Source organism: Acinetobacter sp. YH01004 (assembly GCF_013420455.1).
GTDB lineage: Bacteria > Pseudomonadota > Gammaproteobacteria > Pseudomonadales > Moraxellaceae > Acinetobacter > Acinetobacter towneri.
The window spans coordinates 1-21,296 of record NZ_VOXZ01000025.1 but is presented as its reverse complement, the minus strand read 5'-3'; the positions used below and the strand labels follow the sequence as shown (position 1 = coordinate 21,296).

Sequence of the window (21,296 nt, the reverse complement as noted above, 5' to 3'; positions counted from 1 at the left end):
TCAACAATACAAAAAATTTCTGTAAAATCGTACATGGTAGTTAGAGCCTTTGGGTTGTGTCGTAACTTTCTAAATGGCTCTAACTACCTTTTTTTCAAGGGCTTTTCTTATCCGTAATTCGGGTTAAATATAATAACTGGTCTTGGTCATGAGCTTGGAAATCGCAGTCATGGTCAAACGTACAGGTACAGGCAAATCTACACCACCTGCTTTGAGCGCCGTATCGCGATGATGCAATTCATCTTCATTCATTTGGACTAGAATTTTACGTGAACGATCATCTTGTTCAGGCAATTGGCTAATATGATGTTCTAAATGCAAGCTGACTTGACGTTCAGTTTCTGCCACAAAACCCAAACTGTATTTATCGCCCGCAATACCTGCAATTGCACCCATCCCAAAAGACAAGCCATACCATACAGGATTAAGCAAACTGGTGTGACTGTCTAACTCTTTTAAGCGGTCTTCGCACCACGCCAAATGGTCTTGTTCTTCAATTGCAGCCTGTTCCATTTCACGACGTACATTGGGCAATTTCGCAGTTAAAGCCTGACCGTGATATAAGGCTTGTGCACAGACTTCACCACTATGGTTTACTCGCATTAAGCCTGCAACATGACGTGCTTCACTCACAGCCAATTTGGTTTCAACCGTATTGCCCGGGTTTTCACGTTGAGCCGAAGTTGTGCCAGGTACTAAACTACGTAAGGCTTGGTCAAATGAATGAATAAACTTGTCGATGCCTGTGTAATGACGCATGAAATTAATCCTCCAAAGAGTCCTGTGCAGTATCTAACATTGGCTTGAGCTTTAACAAGAGCCAAAAGGTGAAAACAGCACTTAAAACAGCCGTAATACTAAATAAAATTTTTAAATCAATTTTTAAAATGCTTAAAATTAAAATCGAAAAAATGGCAGATGACACCATAAATACCGCATTTAAAATATTGTTGGCTGCGACCACACGTGCGCGGTGCGAGCGAGGGGAATAGGCTTGCATCATGGCATACAAGGGCACAATGTAAAAACCGCCACTAATGCCCAGTAAAGTGACTGCACACATGACATGATAATAACTCCAGCCTTGCTGAAAGACTTCGGCTAAGCCCAGTAGTGCGCCTGTTTTTTCTGGTACAAAAGCCAATGTGCCTGCCAAATAAAAAGCAAAGACGGTTAAACCGACTGCGCCAATAGGCACCATTTTAATATTGACCTCGGTACCGCCTATTTTACGGCAGAGCAAAGAACCTACGCCAATACCGACAGAAAAGAGTGTCAGTAATAAACTCACCACATTTTCAGAAGCATGCAAGTTTTGTTGAGTGAGCTGTGGAATTTGGGTTAAATACGTTGCCCCATAAAACCAATACCAAGAGTTTCCAAGTAAGATCAAAAAAATCATCGGCAGGCTTTTGGCATATTTTAAAGTCTGGAAACTGGTGCGGAAAAAATTCCAGTCAATTTGAATGTCGGGTGCCGTGACGCGCTGCGTCAGCACAAAACGACTTGAGGCATAACCAATTAGTGCAATAATCACCACAGTTAAGCTAATCCAGACTAAATTGCCTGCAGATACTGAAATCACTGCACCGCCTAAAATCATCCCCAATAAAATTGAAATGGATGTACCTGACTGGAAAATTGCATTGCCTGACATCAGTTCATGCGGTTTGAGTACTTCAGGCAAAATGGCATATTTGATTGGGCCAAAAAAGGTCGATTGTGCACCCATTAAAAACAAGGCCATCAGCAACAGCCACAAATTTCCTAAAATAAAACCAACGGTACCAATCAGCATGATGATAATTTCAAGCAGTTTGATGGCACGTACCAATTGAGCGCGTTCATACTTGTCTGCCAATTGTCCTGCGGTGGCAGAAAAAATGAAATAGGGCAAAATAAACAGCAGGGCTGCCAAATTGTTCAGGGTGCTGACATTTGCAGATTGTTGGCTAATCCAGCCATAGGTAAAGACCAAAAGCAGCGCTTGTTTATACACATTATCATTGAGTGCGCCAAAAAATTGAGTGAGAAACATCGGCAAAAAGCGACGACTCTTTAACAAATGTTCATTTTTTTTCATGCGTGATTAACTTCGTTTAGTTTTATTAAGAAATGTGACCACTTGATATAATTGTACAGAAAATCATGTATGATGTTTCAAGTATTTCACTAATGAAAAAATCGAACAAATAGTGTTTATACGTGGGTTGATTGGGGTTTATCCAAAAAATTAAATCAGTTTAGAGTTTTTTATGCTTGTAAATACAAACTTTAAAAAATCAGTACTGTGTTCCAGTATGCATGCAATTTTATGCTGGAATATGCCGAAAAAGCTCGGACTAAGTCTGTTTTTAGGTTTAGTTGCATCCTCAAGTTTTGCAGAAAGTCTTAAGGTATCTAACTCCAACACCCAACTCGCTGAAAATCCTACATCACTGCAGACTCCAACTACAGAAGAAGCACAAAATTTAGCTGAAGAAATTAAACAACTGGCAGCAGCACAAGGTAAAGACAGTGCCCAAGATCTACAAAAAATAGAAGAAGCTTTAGAGCAAGCGCAAACACCTGAATTTAATAGTCTAGAAATGCTGCAACAGCAACAACAGGCAGGGGCATCTTTTGCTGAATTTCAGCCTATCGAATTTGAAGACTTAGAAGATTTACCCATTGCACCTGTAGATCAGGGGCTTGCCAATGAAATTTTTCAGGTGGCAGAACAAGCCAAACAAGAAGCGATGCTAGACCGCAATGGTCAAGTGCCAGAAACGTTGGTTCAAGACGCAACACAGCAGGAGCTACTGCAAATTGATCAAGCGCCTGTAAATGTCGATCAGCTCATAACCAATATTCAGGCAGACAGTAATTTTGTAGTGGAAGCCAATCCTAACGATACCTTAATGACTGAATTGGGCTGGATGACGCAGGTCGAAAATGCCGATAAACCCGGTTTTTTCAGACGTTTACTGTATAAAGTCCGTCCACCGCGTGAGCTAAACACAGCCAAAGTGCCGCGTATTAGTGCAGATGTAGTCATTACCGCAAATGGCGCCAATGGTACACAAAACTCAATTGGAGAAGTGTCGCCCGATGCTTATCGTACAGCGGTGGATCATTTAAGTGCCAATATTAAGGCCAAACTTTCCAGTTTTACCCAGGAATCTTTTGCAGATTTTCCATCGGCATTGCCGCAACTGCGTACGTTGTCAAATCAGGCTGCGCAGGCGGTGGGTTTTTATAATGCCGAGTTTAAGTTTGAAAAACTCAGTGATAGCCGCGTGCGTGTGCAGGTTGTGCCAAATCCACCTGTGGCGATTAAACAGCAAAATATTGAATTTACAGGTGAAGGACAATACGAGGCACAATTTCAGGTTATTGGTGTCTTGCCTGATCAAGAAGTAGATGATGTGTTTAATCATGGTTTGTATGAGCAAACCAAAAAACGAATTACCGATGCCGCTTCAGATAACGGTTATTTTGACAGTTACTGGCGTTTGCATGACGTTAAAGTCGCTCAACCTCAAAATACAGCCGATATCAATTTACGTTATGAAACAGGCGAGCGTTATAAACTCGGAAATGTTGAATTTCGTATGAGCGATCCAAATCAAGAATTCCCTTTGGATATGGATATTCTGCAAAGTATGGTCACTTGGCAGGACAATGCTGACTATACTTTTTGGCGTGTAAATGGTTTGGCCAATAACCTCACCAACTCGCGTTATTTCAACTACACCTTGGTTGATACAATTCGCCCTGATCCTGTCGAGTATCCTTTGGAATTACCGCCTGATATTCAGGCTTTGGTCGATCAACAAAAACTCTCTGTTTACGATGCCACAGTCGTCGATCAAAAACGGGTGGTGTCATCTCAGGAAGTGACGCAATCTGTGGTGAATGAAGCTGAGTTTGCAGGCACAGAAGAAGGTGCGAGCAACGATAAGCTGCGCATGCTACAAGCACAGCAAGAAGACAAACAATCAGAAGAAGAACGCTTAAAACAACAGGCACGTATCGACAAAAAAATTCCTGTGATTGTGACTTTAAATGCAGACCGCTTAAATAGTGCCGAAGTCGGTGCGGGTTACGGAACTGACACAGGCGTACGTTTGCGTGGGCAATATCGCCGTGCCATTGTCAATAAACGTGGTCACTCTTTCGATGCCAACTTGGAGCTTTCACAAATTCGTCAAGCCATTGATGGACGCTATAACATTCCTTATAACCATCCACTGAATGATTATGTCGCGTTGGTTGGCGGTTATGAGCGTGAAGAACGTGACGATGTTGCACAAGGTGGCGGCTTGATGATTGAATCTGCGGTTGCAGGTGTAGACCGTGTGATTAAAAAACCAATGGGCAGTTGGCAACATACTTTTGGCTTGCGTTATCGACTGGATCGCTTAACTGAAGATGGCACTGTATTTTTGGAAAAAGTGCCTGATGCGTTTATTGCCAATGGTGATGTCGAGCAACAATCGTTATTGCTTGGCTATGAAGTTTCACGTACCGACAGTAACCGTCGTGTTAACCCAAGCAAAGGTTTCCGCCAAATTTATAAAATAGAACTGGGGAGTGAATCACTGCTCAGCGATGCAGATTTAGCCATTCTAAATGCAGGTTGGCGTTTTATTTATTCATTGGGTGAAAATGACGATCATCAGTTTGTCGGACGCAGTGACTTAGGTTATATCTACACCGAAGATTTTAATAAAGTGCCTTATAATTTGCGTTATTTTACTGGTGGTGACCAGTCTTTACGTGGCTTTGACTACAAGTCTTTAACACCACAAATTGAAGGCTTTAAAATTGGAGGTCAGGCTTTGGCGGTTGGTTCATTAGAATATAACTATCAATTTAAAGAGGGGTGGCGCGCAGCAGTATTTAGTGATTTTGGTAATGCTTACGATAAAGACTTTAGCAACGACACCGAATATAGCGTAGGTTTGGGGGTACGTTGGGCATCACCAATTGGCCCAATTCGGATTGATGTGGCTTCTGGTATTTCAGATGATAACCATCCAATCCGTTTACATTTCTTTATTGGCTCTCAACTATAAATTTAAGACTTAGAGAACATTATGGCTGAAGTTGAACAGCAACCAGAAACTCCAGTAACGCCACCTAAAAAGCGTCGAATACTCAGGAGTGTTTTACTGTCACTGCTGTTGATGCTGGTTTTATTGGTGTCCGCTTTGGTGGTGATGTTCTCAACAGACCGTGGCTCAAAGTTCTTATTAGACAGCGTATTGCAGCGCCAAGAAATTATTCATTATGAATATGAAGGCGGTAATTTATGGCGCGGGATTATTCTGCGCAATATCATCGTCAGTTTAAAACCTGTTGATGTCAAAATTGACCGTGCCGATGTCATTCTTGGTTGGCGTGCCATTTTAGATAAAGAAATCCATCTCAATCGTGCCGATGTGCGTAATCTGCGGATTTATCCGAAAGGCCCACCAAGTGATGATCCATTCAAATTCAATGAAATTCGCTTACCTTTTGTTTTGCGTTTAGATACTGCCGATGTCGATCATTTATTGATTCAAACCGCCTCTGGTACGCAGGTCGATTTTTACGATATTGATTTAAATAATGCCTTGTGGTCGGGTACAGAACTGAAATTTGAAGATTCCAATATGGATATGGGATATTTGAATGTACGCAATGCCACAGGCGATATGAAATTTGAAGGTAAATATCCGCTTAATGTGGTGGGTGATTTAAATATTCCCTCTTTACATGACAGCTTAAATATTCACGATATTAAAGTGGTGGGTAAAGGCACACTCGACACGATTCAGGCGGGTGTTGCAACAAATACGCCTGACTTGCTCACGGGATGGGTGGTGCTGCATCCAATGCGTAAGCAAGTGCCAATGTTTGGTGAGTTACAATTTAAAGACTACCGTTGGCCTATTTTGACCGAGCAGGAGCTTTTTACCCAAGCAGGTGCAGCCAAATTTAAAGGTGATATCAAGCGTTTAGATATTGATGTCAATACAGATTTGAGCGGTAAACACATTCCTAAAGGTCAATATACAGGTTTGATGTATACCGACTTAGTTCATCAACTGAATATCAGCAATTTAAATGCACAACTTATGCAAGGTGCTGCCAATGTAGCGGGCATTGTCAGTTGGGATAAAAAAGTCAATTGGGATTTAACAGGACGTCTGGATAAAATTAATCCTAAAGATCCACTAATTCCTCAAGTGGTCAAAGACTTTTTACCGCCAAGTTTAGATGCCAATTTAGCATCTAAAGGTCATTTGGAAAAAGGCACACACTTAACTGCACAAGTCGATTTTGACCAATATGAAACTTGGAATTTAAAACTCGATCAAAAACCTGCGCAGGGCAAAGCGGCAAATCCGATGTTGCTTGATGTGCGCTGGAACAACATAGACCGTGCTGTGCCGTATGTGGGTTGGTTAAAAAGTGAATTGGGTGATGTGCAAATGGCCTTGGTAGAAGGTCAGCAAGATATTTTTGTGGCGACCAAAGTCAGCACACATGAAAAAACCATGTTACCTGCAGGTATGTACCAAGCTAAACTGAATTTAAAGAATAATCGCTTAAATATTCCTAATTTTAAATTTGATACCGCAGATAGTCATTTGGCAGGCAGCGCCGTCATTGATTTACCAACCGACAAACGTCAGTTGAAATGGAATGCAGTATTGGCTGCGAAAAACTTTAATCCGCAAAGTATCAGCACCGCAGCACCTGTTAATGTGTTAAATGGGCAGTTTAAAGCCAATGGTTTTGCATTGCCGAATCAGCAAATTATTCATTTGAAAGATATTAATTTGACAGGGCGTTTGGTCAATCAAAATGAAAACGTACATTTAACTGGGCAAAGCACCATCGCTTTATTGTTCCATGATGTGAAAGCTGGTGGTGGCTTTAAAAGTTTTGCCGTGAATTATGATGGTGGGTTAAATGCCAGTGCCATTCAAGGCAGTGAAGGACATTTAAAACTAAAATTATCGGGTACGCCGGAACTAATTAAAATTAGCGACTTACGCCATAATGGTGTTGCAGGGCAAATTGTGGCGGATGGTTTGCTGCATTTGAATCAGGGGGTGAGCTGGAATTTAAACGCTTCTTTAATTCGCTTTAAGCCGCACTATTTTGTGTCCAGTGTACGTGGTGAATTATCGGGCAATATTCGCACTCAAGGTATTTGGTCAGACACTCAAAAACGGATCAACATTGAACGTCTGAATTTGGCAGGCATGCTCAATAATAAACCTGTACGTGGTACGGGGAATTTAGCCATGTTGATTGATGCTAATCAAAAAGGCTTTTTACCACAACAGTTTGAAGCCAATAATCTATTTTTGTCTTATGCCAAAAATCAGTTACAAGCAACGGGGAATGCACAAAATCTGCGTATTAAAGTCAATGCGCCTGCTTTATACGAAATCTATTCAGGTTTACGTGGACGTGCGTATGGCTATATCAATGTGCAGTCGCAGCCACGCTTACAAGCCACTGCCAATTTTGCAGTTGATCAGTTCAGCCTCAATAATATTTTCAGCGTGCGTAAGTTGCGCTTACAAGGTGAATTGCCAACTTCTGAAAATACGCCAACGTTGATGACGGCATCCATGGAAAATTTACGCAGTGGTAACCGTGGCATTGAGCAAGGGCAGATTTCTTTAGCAGGCACACGTCAGGCGCATATTTTAAAACTGGAAGCTGAAAATAAGTTGAGTAAGTTTTATGTGCAATTGGCGGGTGGTTTAAATGCACAAAATGATTGGATGGGACAAATTCAGAAAGGGGATTTTGACTCCTTAAGAACCCATTTGGCACAGCGCCAAAACGCGGCCGTGATATATCAACATAGAACCAGTGAGTTGTATGTTGGTGCGCATTGTTGGATGAGTCAGCAAAGCCAATTGTGTTTTGATCAACCTATTCGTGTGAGTAAAACCAAAGCCAATGCATCATTTGTGACTCAAAACTTAGACTTAAATGACTTTTCTGCATTTATGCCTGAAGGTTTGGCGATTACAGGCAAGGTTAATGGGTATGCCAAAGCGGCGTGGGCAAAAGGACAGAAGCCAAAAATTGATGCACATTTGGTCACGCGTGATGGCGTCATTGGACTTGCTGCGGACGATCCACAAGATATAGGCTCAACCTTGCGCTATGAACAAGTGGCTGTGGTCGCAAAAAGCATTGCCGAAGGCTTGAAATTACGCATAGATGTGAAAACACCTGAAATTGGTACAGGTTATGCCAATGTGCTGATTGATCCTTACACTAAAAACATGCCAATGCGCGGTGAAATTGCCTTTGATCAGGTACAACTTAAAGTTTTTAAACCGTTTATTGCCGATGTGCGCTCAATGGCAGGCACTTTGTCCTTTGCTGGCAAGGTCAATGGGACTTTAACTTCACCATTGCTCACAGGTGAAATGCGCCTGAAAGATGGTGCGATCAGCATGATTTCGTTACCTGTAAATCTGACCAATGTGCAGGTCTATTCCTCTATCCGCCAAGATCAAGCCAGCATTAATGGCGCATTTAACAGCGGTGGTGGTGTAGGGCGTTTAACGGGCAGTGTGGATTGGAAAAATGATCCGCGTATTCAGTTAAATTTAAACGGTAAAGACTTATTAATTCGTCAAGCACCGCTAATTACTGCAATGATTACGCCAGATGTATCCTTAGATGTTTTACCTTTCCAGAAAAAACTGAGTTTAAAAGGACGTGTAGATGTACCTCGGGCTTTAATTTCTATGCCTGAAGTGTCTGCACCTGTGGTTAACGTGTCTTCGGATGTGCGTGTGGTACATGAAGGACAAGATCAACTGGCATTATTACGTTCAGCTCGTCCATGGGATATTCGTGCCGATCTTGAATTGAATTTGGGTGATCTGGTCATTTTCCAAGGTTTTAATAGCCGTATTCCACTGATTGGACGTTTGTATTTATCTCAACGTGGTTTAGAAACTGAGATGCGTGCCAATGGTGCGATTGGGGTCAGCCAGCGTGTGAAAATTGAAGCCTATGGACAAAGTCTGGATTTGAACCGTGCCATTGCGCGTTTTAATGGCCCAATTTCTAACCCAACTTTAGATATGGATGCCAATAAAAATGTACAGGGCAGCATGGTCGGCTTTAGAGTTACAGGCACAGCCAGCAGTCCGAACATTCAGGTCTATAACGATGCAGGCTTATCTGAACAAGAAGCATTAAATGCTTTGATCACAGGTCGTATCAATGAAGGTACCAGTGGTTTAAGTCAGACCGAAAGCTTTAAGTCAGACGTCAACAATACTATTGCAGCGGCAGGTATTAGTATGGGATTGGGTGGTACACGTGCCTTGACCAATCAAATTGGACGTACCTTCGGTTTAAGTGGTTTGGCACTTGATGCCCAAGGTACAGGCGATGATACCCAAGTCAGTTTGACGGGTTATATCACCCCAGACTTGTTTATTCGTTATGGTGTGGGGGTTTTCACACCTGTCAATAAATTGACTTTGCGTTATCAAATGAATAAGCGACTGTACTTAGAAGCCAGCCAAGCTTTAGAACGCGCAGTGGATATTTTCTATAACTGGCGCTTCTAACGGCAACCTCACTTAAAAATGCGTTCTATCAGAGCGCATTTTTTAAGCTTGTGCATGGATAGTTTCGTATTTATGTCAACTTTTGATTATCATAAGCACAACAGGAGAGCTTCAATGAAAAAGATTTTGGTGGTGACTGCAGTGCTTGCATTAATGGGTTGTGCAGAAAAGAAACCCTTAACCCCTGAAGAACAATGGCAAGGCTATTGCCGAAGTGTTGGCAATGCTGCGCGTACCATCATGCTAGATCGTCAAAATGCGATTGAAAAAGAACGTGCCATTGAGCATGCCAATAAAATTGAAGATGACATTACCCGTAATTTTATCTCAGAGATTATTGAGCAAGTATATGCATTGCCACTTGAAGAAATTAATGGTGATGTTGATGCGGCACGTGAAAAAGTCCGTACGCAATTTACTGAAAAATGTATCGCGACCCCGCATGATAAAATGCCTGATTACAAACCGTTCTAAAAGAACGGTTTTTTTATGAATTAAAATTGAAATATGTTTTGTACCTCTATATCTTTTATCAAAAATAGCCTAAGTGAATCAAACGTCTAAAACTAAAATAAATAACAAATAAATTGTGACAAGTTCTAAATCTTAAAACTGGCAAAGCTTATCTTTTTCATGAATAATTAAAAACATAACAAAAACAGTAGGAGCGCATAATGGAAGTGGTTGCTTACCTGCATAATGCAGATTTGCTCTTAGAAGATGAACAAGGTGTCGCGGTAATTGGCGGCAGTCATTATGTTTTAAGTTTAGGTGATCGGGTGTATTTACGTCAGCAAATTGATGCACCTGCAAAGATATATCAAGTTCAAATTTCATTTACCAGTGCAGAACACTGTATGCTGCATGAAGATGAAATTCAACTCAAGTTTGAAGGTAGTCGCGAACAATTACAGCACTATCTTCAAGCCACAACAGTACACTAAGGTGGAATATCATTCATTCATTAGAACAGGCAACATGAGTGTTGCCTTTTTTACGAGTTAAACTTTAGGCGAAAAGTTAGTGTACATACAGACAAAGTTAAAATTAAGTCGTGTTTTGTCTGTAAATTGAACAATATGCGCATCATTTAGTTATAAAATAATGGGCATCACAAAGAAACACTCTAGTTGCATTAACTTTTAACCGGAAGTTTAGTAAAATTTTGCAGTCCATATTGTTTGTGATGCTTTAAAAGCAGGAATTCACAAATAATTTTTTAAAAAAGAGGAATAACACCGTGCTAGAAGCTTACCGCCAACACGTTGAAGAACGTGCCGCACTCGGAGTCCCACCGAAGCCACTTGATGATGTGCAAACAGCTGCATTAGTTGAATTATTAAAAAATCCACCAGCAGGCGAAGAAGCTTATTTGGTTGATTTGATTGAAAACCGTGTACCTGCAGGTGTTGACCAAGCGGCATACGTTAAAGCTGCTTTCTTAGCTGCTGTAGCAAAAGGTGAAGCAACCTCTCCACTCGTTTCTAAAGAGCGCGCAGTTTACTTACTAGGTACAATGCTTGGTGGTTATAACGTAGCACCTTTAGTAGAGCTTTTAGACAATGCTGAATTGGCTGGCTTAGCAGCTGAAGCATTGAAAAACACTTTGCTTGTATTTGATGCGTTCCATGACGTAGCAGACAAAGCAAAAGCAGGTAACGAAAACGCGAAAGCAGTTTTACAATCTTGGGCTGATGCTGAATGGTTCACTAGCCGTAAAGATGTACCTGAAGAAATCAAACTTACAGTGTTTAAAGTTACTGGCGAAACCAACACTGACGACTTGTCACCTGCACAAGACGCATGGAGTCGTCCAGACATTCCATTGCACGCAAATGCAATGTTGAAAAACGTACGTGATGGCATCAACCCAGAAGTTCCTGGTGAAGTTGGTCCATTAAACCAAATCAAAGACCTTATCGCGAAAGGCAACCAAGTTGCTTACGTGGGTGACGTTGTTGGTACAGGTTCTTCTCGTAAGTCTGCAACTAACTCTGTACTTTGGTTCTTCGGTGATGAAATCGCGCACATTCCAAACAAAAAAGATGGCGGCTACTGCTTAGGCGGTAAAATTGCGCCAATCTTCTTTAACACAATGGAAGATGCGGGTGCTTTACCAGTAGAAATCGACGTTTCTAACATGAACATGGGTGATGAAATCACTCTTAAAATCGACCATGCTGCTGCTAAAGTAACAGCGTTCAAAGACGGCGCACAAATCGCTGAATCTGAACTTAAAACTCCAGTGCTTCTAGACGAAGTACGTGCAGGCGGTCGTATTAACTTGATCGTTGGTCGTGGTTTGACAGCTAAAGCGCGTGAAGCTTTAGGTCTTGCACCATCTACTTTGTTCCGTACTCCAGTACAACCTGAAAACACAGGCAAAGGCTTCACTCAAGCTCAAAAAATGGTAGGTCGCGCTTGTGGTCTTCCAGAAGGTCAAGGTGTTCGTCCAGGTACTTACTGCGAACCTAAGATGACTACTGTTGGTTCTCAAGATACAACAGGTCCAATGACACGTGACGAATTAAAAGATTTAGCTTGTTTAGGTTTCTCTGCAGACTTAGTAATGCAATCTTTCTGTCACACAGCTGCGTATCCAAAACCAGTTGACGTTCAAATGCAACACACGCTTCCTGACTTCATCATGAACCGTGGTGGTGTTTCTTTACGTCCAGGTGATGGTATTATCCACTCTTGGTTAAACCGTATGCTTCTTCCAGATACAGTAGGTACTGGTGGTGACTCGCATACTCGTTTCCCAATTGGTATTTCTTTCCCAGCGGGTTCTGGTCTTGTAGCGTTCGCTGCAGCAACTGGTGTTATGCCACTTGACATGCCTGAGTCTGTACTTGTGAAGTTCAAAGGTAAAATGCAGCCTGGTATCACTTTACGTGACCTTGTACATGCGATTCCTTACTACGCAATTAAAGAAGGTGACTTAACTGTAGAGAAGAAAGGTAAGAAAAACATCTTCTCTGGTCGTATCTTAGAAATCGACTTAACAGAAATGGAAACTGACTTAACAGTTGAACAAGCATTTGAATTGTCTGATGCTTCTGCTGAGCGTTCAGCTGCAGGTTGTTCTATCACACTTTCTGAAGAGAAAGTTGCTGAATACCTTCGTTCAAACATCACCATGCTTAAGTGGATGATTTCTGAAGGTTATGGCGATGCGCGTACTATGGCTCGTCGTGTTGAGAACATGGAAAAATGGTTAGCGAACCCATCACTTCTTAAAGCTGATGCTGACGCTGAATACACTAAAGTGTATGAAATTGACCTTGCAGACATCAAAGAACCAATCCTTTGCTGCCCGAACGATCCAGATGATGCAAAACTTCTTTCTGACGTTCAAGGTGACAAAATTGATGAAGTGTTCATCGGTTCTTGTATGACAAACATCGGCCACTTCCGTGCTGCTGGTAAGTTATTAGACAAAGTTCCTGGTGGTTCTTTATCTACTCGTCTATGGTTAGCGCCTCCAACTCGTATGGACGAGCGTCAACTTATGGAAGAAGGCTTCTACAACACTTATGGTAAAGCGGGTGCGCGTACAGAAATGCCAGGTTGTTCATTATGTATGGGTAACCAAGCACGTGTAGCACCGAACACAACTGTAGTATCTACTTCTACACGTAACTTCCCGAACCGTTTAGGTCAAGGTGCAAACGTTTACTTAGCTTCTGCTGAGCTTGCATCTGTTGCAGCGGTACTTGGTAAGTTACCAACACCAGAAGAATACCAACAGTACGCTTCTCAAATCGACAGCATGTCTGCTGACATCTACAAGTACTTGAACTTTGACCAGATGGAAAGCTACACAGACGCTGCTGCGAATGTAGACACCAAGAAAATTGCTGCTGCTCAGTTGACCTAAGTTAGGAAAAGCAAACGCAAGAGCAAATCTATGATTTGTTCGAGTGTTGAGCGATAAGCAAGATCAAATAAGGGCTGATTATTCAGCCCTTATTTTTATGTGTAAAATTTCAATCTAATAATGAATGACATTTAAAACAGCATAGATTGTGATATTTCAGCTTGCCTAGCTGATTTTAAAAATAGGGGCGTAAGCTATGAAATAAATTAGGATTTAACTTATTAAAACAATATAAATTTGCCTATCAATACCGTTCGTCATAAAATAATGTAAACTGCATCACAAAATATAATGGATTAATGCTGGTATTCAATTTTAATTATAATTTTTGGTAAAAACTTTGTTGAAATGAACTACTTAGTTTTAATTTTAATGAAATTGGATATTTTTTAATAACTTACTATAATGATTGTAAAATTATGTAATTAAAATGTGTCATATTATTAATGCATTGACCAATTAAAAAAATTTTGCGTCTCTCTTTAAATATGAAACTGGGTTGTTTTTATGAATTTAATAGAAACAGTTTTTGACTTTAAAGCGCTTTCAATGCAGCAGCAATCGTATTTTTTTGAAAAAATTTATCAATTCGATCAAAAAATCTTTCCAAATTCGAGTTTAGAAGAATTTAAAGCCTTTGTTTATGACCCCGATGCAATCGCAGTCACGGTTATTCAATATCATGATCGAGATCAAGTGGTTGGGCAAAATGTTATTCCTTTTATTTTGATTCATTATAATGAACAGCCTATGCATGTGGTCAATTCACGAGCGGGTTTTTTGTCTGAATATCAAAAACAAAATTTGACGATTCCAAGTGCAGTCAAAGCCATGTTGAATCGACGCTTAAAAAATCCATTTATTCCATTGTGGTTTGTGATTAGCATTAATCAACCGAAGATTTATTCTTTGTTTGCTTCGCGTTCTAAAAGTTTTTTCCCAAGAGTCGGGAAAACTATGCCTAAGGAATATCATGAAGTTTTGCAGCTTATGGCGGCACGGTATCCTGAAATTCAAAAGCGCGGTGAAGGCGTATATGTGCATGAAACTCATTCTCCAGCACGAAGTTTTGAGCAACTGATGCATTTGAGAATTCCGCAAGATGTACATTCCAATTTCTTTTTGCAGCACGCGCCTGATTATTTTGATGGTTGGGGCATTATGTGTATTTGTAAATTAGACGGTAAAACTTTATCTGAAACGGCACTCAATTTAGCACTAAACAGAAAAGTGGATTAGGTGCTTATCACATCGAAAAACTGTAATCCTCTGTACGTATCCTGTTGACTCTATACTGCAGTAGATGATGAATTTGGGCAGTGATGGGGTGTAACCATCATCTTCACCAAAGTTTTATTGAGTGAAATAATGATCTTGATGTTTGCAGTTGCGACAAAATAAGGACACATAATTTTCTGCGTCATAATCGACAGTCAGTTCATCCGATCCGCAGTGCATACAGCGTTTAAGTGAATAAAATTTAAGTCGTGCTTCAATTTTTCGCCAAGAACGCCACACAGGTTGAAAGAAAATCCTTTCGTCATAACCCAAAAAGCGGAAGAATAAAATTTCGCTCATATAGCTGAAAGGCAAATTAGGCGGGCGTGGCAGGGTAGAGGTCTCCCATTTTTCAGCCACTGACCGTTCTCGGTATTGCTGCACAGTCTTTTTCAGTAAATTGGTATTAATAAAGTTTTCATTACGCGGTTTGAGTGCTTTTTGTTGGTATAAAAATTCCAAAGCAGTTTGCACCAAGTAATAAATTTGCCCAACCGCCAAGACATCTAAAAGTCGGTAGCAAAAGCTCTGAAAACTATGGTTGGCCGCAATTTGTATTCCCCAAGTCCGACAATAAAATTGCATAAACTGCACAATCTCTTGATACAGCAATAAATACAGCGCATCTTTGACTTCATCTGCTGTTTTGAACGGTGTGCCCATACTCAGATTTTCATAAAACCAATAACGTAATTGTTGTGCAATGCTGAATAAGCTTGGTTCAGAATAACCATCTAAACGGACATTGATATAATATTGCTGCGCATTTTCCGCAAAATCTTTGGCAATTAATATTTGCTCTTTTAGCAAATGTTTGATCATGCCGTGCTGGAAAAAATAGTTGGGGGTAATATTTAAATACTTGATTTTTTCCCAATCTATAAATTCTTCATGTGGAATATGTTCCTGTGCATGCTGATCTAAAATACTCAATAAAAATAATTTATCTATAAAACGCAGCTGATTTAATTCGCGTTCAGGTGCATCCTGTTTTTTGAATTTTTGTTGTTCTTGCAAGCGGGTTTCCGCCATGATTTTTTTGCGTTGTTGGGTACAGCTTGCGCAATGACAGTTTTGTTGTTGGCTATTTTGAAAGATGCGATGTTCACAATGACTACATTGGTGAAAATTTAATTCCTGCTCATATTGTTCTGCTTCTACCCAATACATAGATGCCTGACACAAAGGGCATAATGTGCTTTCATCTAATTGTTTTTGCAGAATTTGTAGCATTGTGAAATAGAAGCTCAAGTAAATCGTGATATGTCATTATACATGGCTTGTGTACTGAAAAGTGGAAGCTTCTGTGCTTTTGATCATCATCAAAATTAGCCTGTGTTGGTCGTATTTGAAGTGAAGTTGCATATCAAAATATTAAATTTACGCGTAATAGCAATACAGGTATTGATTTAAACAGTCTGCTTTTATGTTACTTGTACAGGATTAATCCAGATAGGATTGAAAAGCTTGGGTTGAGCGCCCATATAAATCAGCATTGTTGAATAAGACTGAAATAGATTGTGCGCAGACAGATGTTGAAAGTTGTCGTATGATCATTGCAACTTTACAAAAACAAGCGCATCGCCACAAAGAATGAGGACAAGATGAATATTGCAGCAAATCCTATGGTTGAAGCCAGCCAAACTATCTATTTAAAAGACTATCAAAAACCTTCATTCTTGGTAGATGCTGTAGAGCTAGATATTCAAGTCTATGCAGATTACACCCAAGTGGGTGCAACATTGAAAATGCAGCGTCAGACTGCAGGCGATTTGGTGTTATTGGGCCGTGATTTAGAATTGAAATCTATTATTTTGAATGGCACGGAATTATCGGAAAGTGACTATCAATTAGATAGTGAGCAGCTTCGCATTGCAAATGCACCTGATCAAGTCACGTTAGAAACCATCGTGATCATTCATCCTGAAAGCAATACGCAACTTGAAGGCTTATATCAGGCAAGTTCTGATTTATTTGTTACCCAAAACGAGCCTGAAGGTTTCCGTAAAATTACCTTCTATCCTGACCGCCCAGACGTATTGTCGGTATTTACCACACGTGTTGAAGCCGATAAAAAATATCCTGTGTTATTGGCAAACGGCAACTTGTTAGAAACAGGTGAAGCAGGCGAAGGTCGTCATTATGCGATTTGGCAAGACCCGACCAAAAAGCCAAGCTATTTATTTGCTTGTGTGATTGGCGATTTGGCAGTCATGAAAGACCATTATGTGACATCTGAAGGGCGTAATGTTGCGCTGGAAATTTATGCAGAAGAAAAAGACATTCCAAAATGCAAAATTGCTATGCAAGCGTTAAAACATTCGATGCGCTGGGATGAAGAACACTATGGTCTGCCGTATGATTTAGACAATTATATGATTGTGGCAACCAGCGCTTTTAATATGGGCGCAATGGAAAATAAAGGTCTGAATATTTTCAATACGTCATGTGTATTAGCCGATGAAGAATACACCACCGATGCTGCGATTATGCGTGTGCAGTCCGTGATTGCGCATGAATATTTTCATAACTGGACAGGTAACCGTATTACTTGCCGCGATTGGTTCCAGTTGTGTTTAAAAGAAGGTTTAACGGTATTCCGTGACCAGTCTTTCTCTGAAGATTTACAGTCTGCCGCAGTACAGCGTATTGATGATGTAGCGGTACTCAAAGCACATCAATTCCCTGAAGATTCTGGCCCGTTATCGCACCCACCACGTCCAGATCATTTTGTAGAAATTAATAACTTTTATACCGCAACAGTCTATGAAAAAGGTGCGGAAATTAACCGCATGATGTCGACTTTACTCGGTAAAGAAAAATTCCGTAAAGGTAGTGATGAATATTTCCGTCGTCATGATGGACAAGCAGTCACGGTTGAAGATTGGGTCAATGCTTTAAGCGCAGGTTCAGGTGTCGATTTATCTAATTTCCTGACTTGGTACAATCAACCAGGCACACCAAAGCTTGAAGTGCAGGGCGAATACGATGCGGCTGCGCAGGTTTATCGTTTAAATTTAAAACAAAGTCTGAAAAGCAATGCCAAATATCCAAACTTAAAAGCATTGCCTATTCCTGTTGCATTGGCATTGTTCAATGCAGAAACAGGCGAGCAATATATTTTGCAGTCTGAAGCTTTGGTTGAAAACTCAGTAAAAGATGGTGTGTATTTGTTTGATCAGGCACAAGCAAGTATTGAATTTAGCGGTATAACTGCGCATCCCGTTGTTTCTTTATTGCGTAATTTTTCTGCACCTGTGAATTTAGAATTTAACTATTCTAATGATGAATTGGCATTTTTAATGCAGCACGAAACCAATGGCTTTAACCAGTGGCAGGCGACTCAGACTCTATTGGAACGTATTTTATTGGAAGAACATGCAGCAGATACTTATTTGCAAGCCATGAAAAATACAGTACCTGCTTTAATTGAAAAAGATCCTTTGTTGGCATCACGTATTTTTGATGTACCTTCTGAAGGCTATTTGGGCAGCCGTATTGATCAAAATTATCAACCTGAAAAAATTCAGCAACAACGCAATGCGCTGTTAGATACATTGGCGCGCGAACTTGGTGCATTCTGCAAAGAAACCTATTTAAGCCTTGATCCAGACATGCAGCAAGATTTCTCTCAGGCAATGGGTGTACGTGCTTTAAAGAATATCATGTTGGCGTTAATGGCACGTCAGGGCGATGCCGAAGCGTTTGAGCTGGCAAAGCAGCAATACCAAACAACTCGAAATATGTCTGAGCGTTTAGGGGCATTGCGTGTCTTGGTGTGGAATGATGCACCGCAAGCCAAAGCTGCTTTGGAAGATTTTTATACACGTTTTAAAGATGAAGCTTTAGCACTTGATCAATGGTTTATGGTTCAAGCTTCACATCCAAAAGCGACAGCTGAAACCATTCAGGCTTTAACTGCACATCCTGATTATGATTTGGGTACACCTAACCGTATTCGTTCAGTCAGTGGTGGTTTAAATAGCAACCCTGTGAATACATGGAGTTTTGGTGTTCAGCATTTTATTGACTTAGCCAAGTATTTAGATGAGAAAAACCCAATTGTAGGTTCGCGTTTATTGCAGGTGTTGTCGCGTTGGTACACTTTGGCAGAGCCACAACGTAACCAAGTGCAAGCAGCGTTGCTAAATTTGCAGTCTGTGGTGAAATCTAAAAACGTGGTTGAAACCCTAAATAGTATGTTAGAGGTTTAAGTTAAAAAACTAAAAGCCATTTCATCAATTCGTTGAAATGGCTTTTTTGTGGCTGGAATATATTAAAAATAATCTAGCTTAGTCACAGCGAATTTGATATTCATTTTTATAGTTGGTGTAAGTTTCATTTAATTCAGCAAGTAATTTTTTCTCGTTATATTGCCGATCTTCAGGTTTAGAATTTTAAGTACAATTGGCATATATTCATGTTTGTAAATCTGCGTATATTCTTCACAAATAATATGTTTGCGCTCATCTGCAGAATAGTTATCTAAATCGCGAAGCAAGATTTCATTCATTTTGGTATTGATGAGATCGAGTTCATCAAACATGCTTGGGGCTTGATCTGACGGTTGGGATGGGGAACAGCCGAAAGTGATAAAGCTACATATCAGAACGTAAACCCACTGCTTCACATTGACCCCAATGATAAAAAATCAAAGTTATATTATAGCCTTAAAAGCGTAAAATTTAAGTGAATAGTCAGTTTTATTGGCAGTGAAATCAATTGAATGACAGTGTGTCGATTTTGTGTATTTAGACAATATGGCTGACTTGGGAAATGCAGTTTTATGTGTTAGTTTTGATGAAAATGAATGTTTTTCTGCGCTGAATTTCTGCAGATGAGTATCTAAAAAATCACGAAAAATTGAGGCATGAAATGGCTAAACATTATGACTATTTGGTAATTGGGGCAGGAAGTGGTGGTATTGCTTCGGCCAATCGCGCGGCGCAATATGGTAAAAAATGTGCATTAATTGAAGTTGCAGATTTGGGCGGGACTTGTGTCAATGTGGGGTGTGTGCCTAAAAAAGTGATGTGGTATTCTGCGCAAATCGCCGATGCTATTCAAAAATACGGCCCAGATTATGGTTTTAATACTGAATTAAAATCGCATGATTGGAATACGTTAATTCAAAATCGTCAAGCTTATATTCAGCGTATCCATGCATCGTATCAATCAGGTTTAGCTAAAAACAATGTTGATGTGATTCAGGGCTTTGCTCGTTTTGTAAATGAAAAAACAGTTGAAGTAAATCAGCAGCAATACACTGCAGATCACATTTTAATAGCCACAGGAACTGAGCCAACACGTCCAGATATTGAAGGGGCAGAGCTAGGAATTGATTCAAACGGTTTCTTTGAATTGCAACAATTACCAAAACGCACGGCAATTGTCGGTTCGGGTTATATTGCCGTAGAGTTAGCAGGTGTTTTAAATGGGTTGGGTTCAGAAGTTGGATTGTTTATTCGTAAACAATTGCCGCTGCGTAGTTTAGATCAATTTTTAGGTGAAACATTACTTGAATGTATGCGTGATGAACATATCCAAGTGCATACGCAAGCCATTCCAAAGAAAGTCACTCGCCAAGCGGATCAGTCTTTGTTATTACATCTTGAAGATGGTTCACAGCATGAGGTCGATTGTCTGATTTGGGCAGTTGGACGTAAACCAAATACACAAGCATTGAACTTGGCTGCTGCAAATGTGCAGATTGATGAAAAAGGATATATCGCAGTAGATCAATTCCAAAATACCAGCCAAGCAGGTATTTATGCGGTGGGCGATATTATTGGAAAAATTGAGCTGACACCCGTTGCTGTTGCCGCAGGACGTAAATTGTCTGAACGTTTATTCAATCACAAACCAAATGAATATTTAGATTATCAAAATGTTGCCACGGTGGTCTTTAGTCATCCGCCTATTGGTACGGTGGGTTTAAGTGAAGCGCAAGCCATTGAACAGTTTGGGCAAGATCAGGTCAAAGTCTATCAATCTTCTTTTACCTCAATGTACACGGCTGTAACTCAGCATCGTCAAGTGTCTAAAATGAAATTGGTCTGCGTTGGTGATGAACAGAAAGTCGTGGGCGTGCATGGTATTGGCTATGGCATGGATGAAATTTTGCAAGGTTTTGCAGTCGCGGTCAAAATGGGCGCGACCAAGCAAGATTTTGACAATACTGTCGCAATTCATCCAACTGCTGCAGAAGAATTTGTGACTATGCGCTAATGGAGTAGCGTAGTCGCACACAAAGAGTATGGGTTAAAAAAATCCATACTCTTTTTTATTTTTGAAATTTGTAGATAAAAAATCAGAAGATAAACGTCAGAAAGACGCAGATTCAAATCCCAAGTGCAACACATTTGTAGTTAGTTGAAAAAGTTAGGTGTATTCATAGAATCATTAGACTTTTTCAACTCGCAATTGGAAAGCACACAATGAAGAAATACACCCAACTTTCTCAAGATGAAAGATACGAAATTTATGCTACTTTGAAAAGTAAAAGTTCAATCGCTACCCTTGCTCGGGAGTTAGGACGTTCACGA

General features: G+C 40.3%; 12 protein-coding genes. 9 read left to right on the top strand and 3 right to left on the bottom strand.

What is annotated here, in order from left to right:
• Positions 1-123: 123 nt before the first annotated feature.
• Together coq7 and FTT71_RS12845 are read right to left on the bottom strand one after the other, a co-directional pair.
• Positions 124-759 (bottom strand): 2-polyprenyl-3-methyl-6-methoxy-1,4-benzoquinone monooxygenase, encoded by a 636-nt coding sequence (coq7, locus tag FTT71_RS12850; protein WP_004973212.1) that lies wholly within the window; start codon positions 757-759, stop codon positions 124-126.
• Positions 760-763: 4 nt separating this feature from the next.
• The gene (locus FTT71_RS12845) at positions 764-2,083 is read right to left on the bottom strand and encodes an MFS transporter (RefSeq protein ID WP_180161017.1); all 1,320 of its coding nucleotides are present in this window, start codon (positions 2,081-2,083) and stop codon (positions 764-766) included.
• 172 nt (positions 2,084-2,255) lie between these two features.
• Here FTT71_RS12845 and FTT71_RS12840 point away from each other — a divergent pair, with 172 nt between their 5' ends.
• From FTT71_RS12840 to FTT71_RS12815, 6 genes are all read left to right on the top strand, one after another.
• Positions 2,256-5,060 carry an autotransporter assembly complex family protein gene (locus tag FTT71_RS12840; protein WP_180161016.1) on the top strand — a complete coding sequence of 935 codons (2,805 nt, stop codon included), beginning with the start codon at positions 2,256-2,258 and terminating at the stop codon, positions 5,058-5,060.
• A gap of 21 nt (positions 5,061-5,081) precedes the next feature.
• Positions 5,082-9,593 (top strand): translocation/assembly module TamB domain-containing protein, encoded by a 4,512-nt coding sequence (locus FTT71_RS12835; RefSeq protein ID WP_180161015.1) that lies wholly within the window; start codon positions 5,082-5,084, stop codon positions 9,591-9,593.
• 114 nt (positions 9,594-9,707) lie between these two features.
• Positions 9,708-10,067 carry a hypothetical protein gene (locus FTT71_RS12830; protein ID WP_104852111.1) on the top strand — a complete coding sequence of 120 codons (360 nt, stop codon included), beginning with the start codon at positions 9,708-9,710 and terminating at the stop codon, positions 10,065-10,067.
• Positions 10,068-10,267: 200 nt separating this feature from the next.
• The gene (locus tag FTT71_RS12825; protein WP_004973220.1) at positions 10,268-10,537 is read left to right on the top strand and encodes a hypothetical protein; all 270 of its coding nucleotides are present in this window, start codon (positions 10,268-10,270) and stop codon (positions 10,535-10,537) included.
• Positions 10,538-10,833: 296 nt separating this feature from the next.
• Positions 10,834-13,473, top strand: a complete 2,640-nt coding sequence (locus FTT71_RS12820) for a bifunctional aconitate hydratase 2/2-methylisocitrate dehydratase (RefSeq protein ID WP_096900892.1) — start codon at positions 10,834-10,836, stop codon at positions 13,471-13,473.
• 507 nt (positions 13,474-13,980) lie between these two features.
• Complete coding sequence (locus FTT71_RS12815; RefSeq protein WP_004973230.1) at positions 13,981-14,712, top strand: hypothetical protein; 732 nt, start codon at positions 13,981-13,983, stop codon at positions 14,710-14,712.
• A 114-nt stretch (positions 14,713-14,826) separates the two neighbouring features.
• Here the strand turns inward: FTT71_RS12815 and FTT71_RS12810 are convergent, their stop codons facing one another.
• Complete coding sequence (locus FTT71_RS12810) at positions 14,827-15,984, bottom strand: hypothetical protein (RefSeq protein ID WP_180161014.1); 1,158 nt, start codon at positions 15,982-15,984, stop codon at positions 14,827-14,829.
• A gap of 371 nt (positions 15,985-16,355) precedes the next feature.
• On the opposite strand from FTT71_RS12810, the gene pepN reads away from it, so the two are divergent.
• From pepN to FTT71_RS12795, 3 genes are all read left to right on the top strand, one after another.
• The gene (gene pepN, locus FTT71_RS12805; RefSeq protein WP_131260801.1) at positions 16,356-18,965 is read left to right on the top strand and encodes an aminopeptidase N; all 2,610 of its coding nucleotides are present in this window, start codon (positions 16,356-16,358) and stop codon (positions 18,963-18,965) included.
• 661 nt (positions 18,966-19,626) lie between these two features.
• Positions 19,627-20,979 (top strand): glutathione-disulfide reductase, encoded by a 1,353-nt coding sequence (gorA, locus tag FTT71_RS12800; RefSeq protein WP_096900890.1) that lies wholly within the window; start codon positions 19,627-19,629, stop codon positions 20,977-20,979.
• A gap of 209 nt (positions 20,980-21,188) precedes the next feature.
• Positions 21,189-21,296: helix-turn-helix domain-containing protein (locus tag FTT71_RS12795; protein WP_178319009.1), on the top strand; the 108-nt coding region annotated here is incomplete at its 3' end.

Coding starts and splice junctions, on each gene's coding strand:
- FTT71_RS12840 (WP_180161016.1), top strand. CDS start 2,256: ATGCTTGTAAATACAAACTTTAAAAAATCAGTACTGTGTTCCAGTATG.
- gorA (WP_096900890.1), top strand. CDS start 19,627: ATGGCTAAACATTATGACTATTTGGTAATTGGGGCAGGAAGTGGTGGT.
- FTT71_RS12845 (WP_180161017.1), bottom strand. CDS start 2,083: ATGAAAAAAAATGAACATTTGTTAAAGAGTCGTCGCTTTTTGCCGATG.
- FTT71_RS12835 (WP_180161015.1), top strand. CDS start 5,082: ATGGCTGAAGTTGAACAGCAACCAGAAACTCCAGTAACGCCACCTAAA.
- pepN (WP_131260801.1), top strand. CDS start 16,356: ATGAATATTGCAGCAAATCCTATGGTTGAAGCCAGCCAAACTATCTAT.
- coq7 (WP_004973212.1), bottom strand. CDS start 759: ATGCGTCATTACACAGGCATCGACAAGTTTATTCATTCATTTGACCAA.
- FTT71_RS12830 (WP_104852111.1), top strand. CDS start 9,708: ATGAAAAAGATTTTGGTGGTGACTGCAGTGCTTGCATTAATGGGTTGT.
- FTT71_RS12825 (WP_004973220.1), top strand. CDS start 10,268: ATGGAAGTGGTTGCTTACCTGCATAATGCAGATTTGCTCTTAGAAGAT.
- FTT71_RS12815 (WP_004973230.1), top strand. CDS start 13,981: ATGAATTTAATAGAAACAGTTTTTGACTTTAAAGCGCTTTCAATGCAG.
- FTT71_RS12810 (WP_180161014.1), bottom strand. CDS start 15,984: ATGCTACAAATTCTGCAAAAACAATTAGATGAAAGCACATTATGCCCT.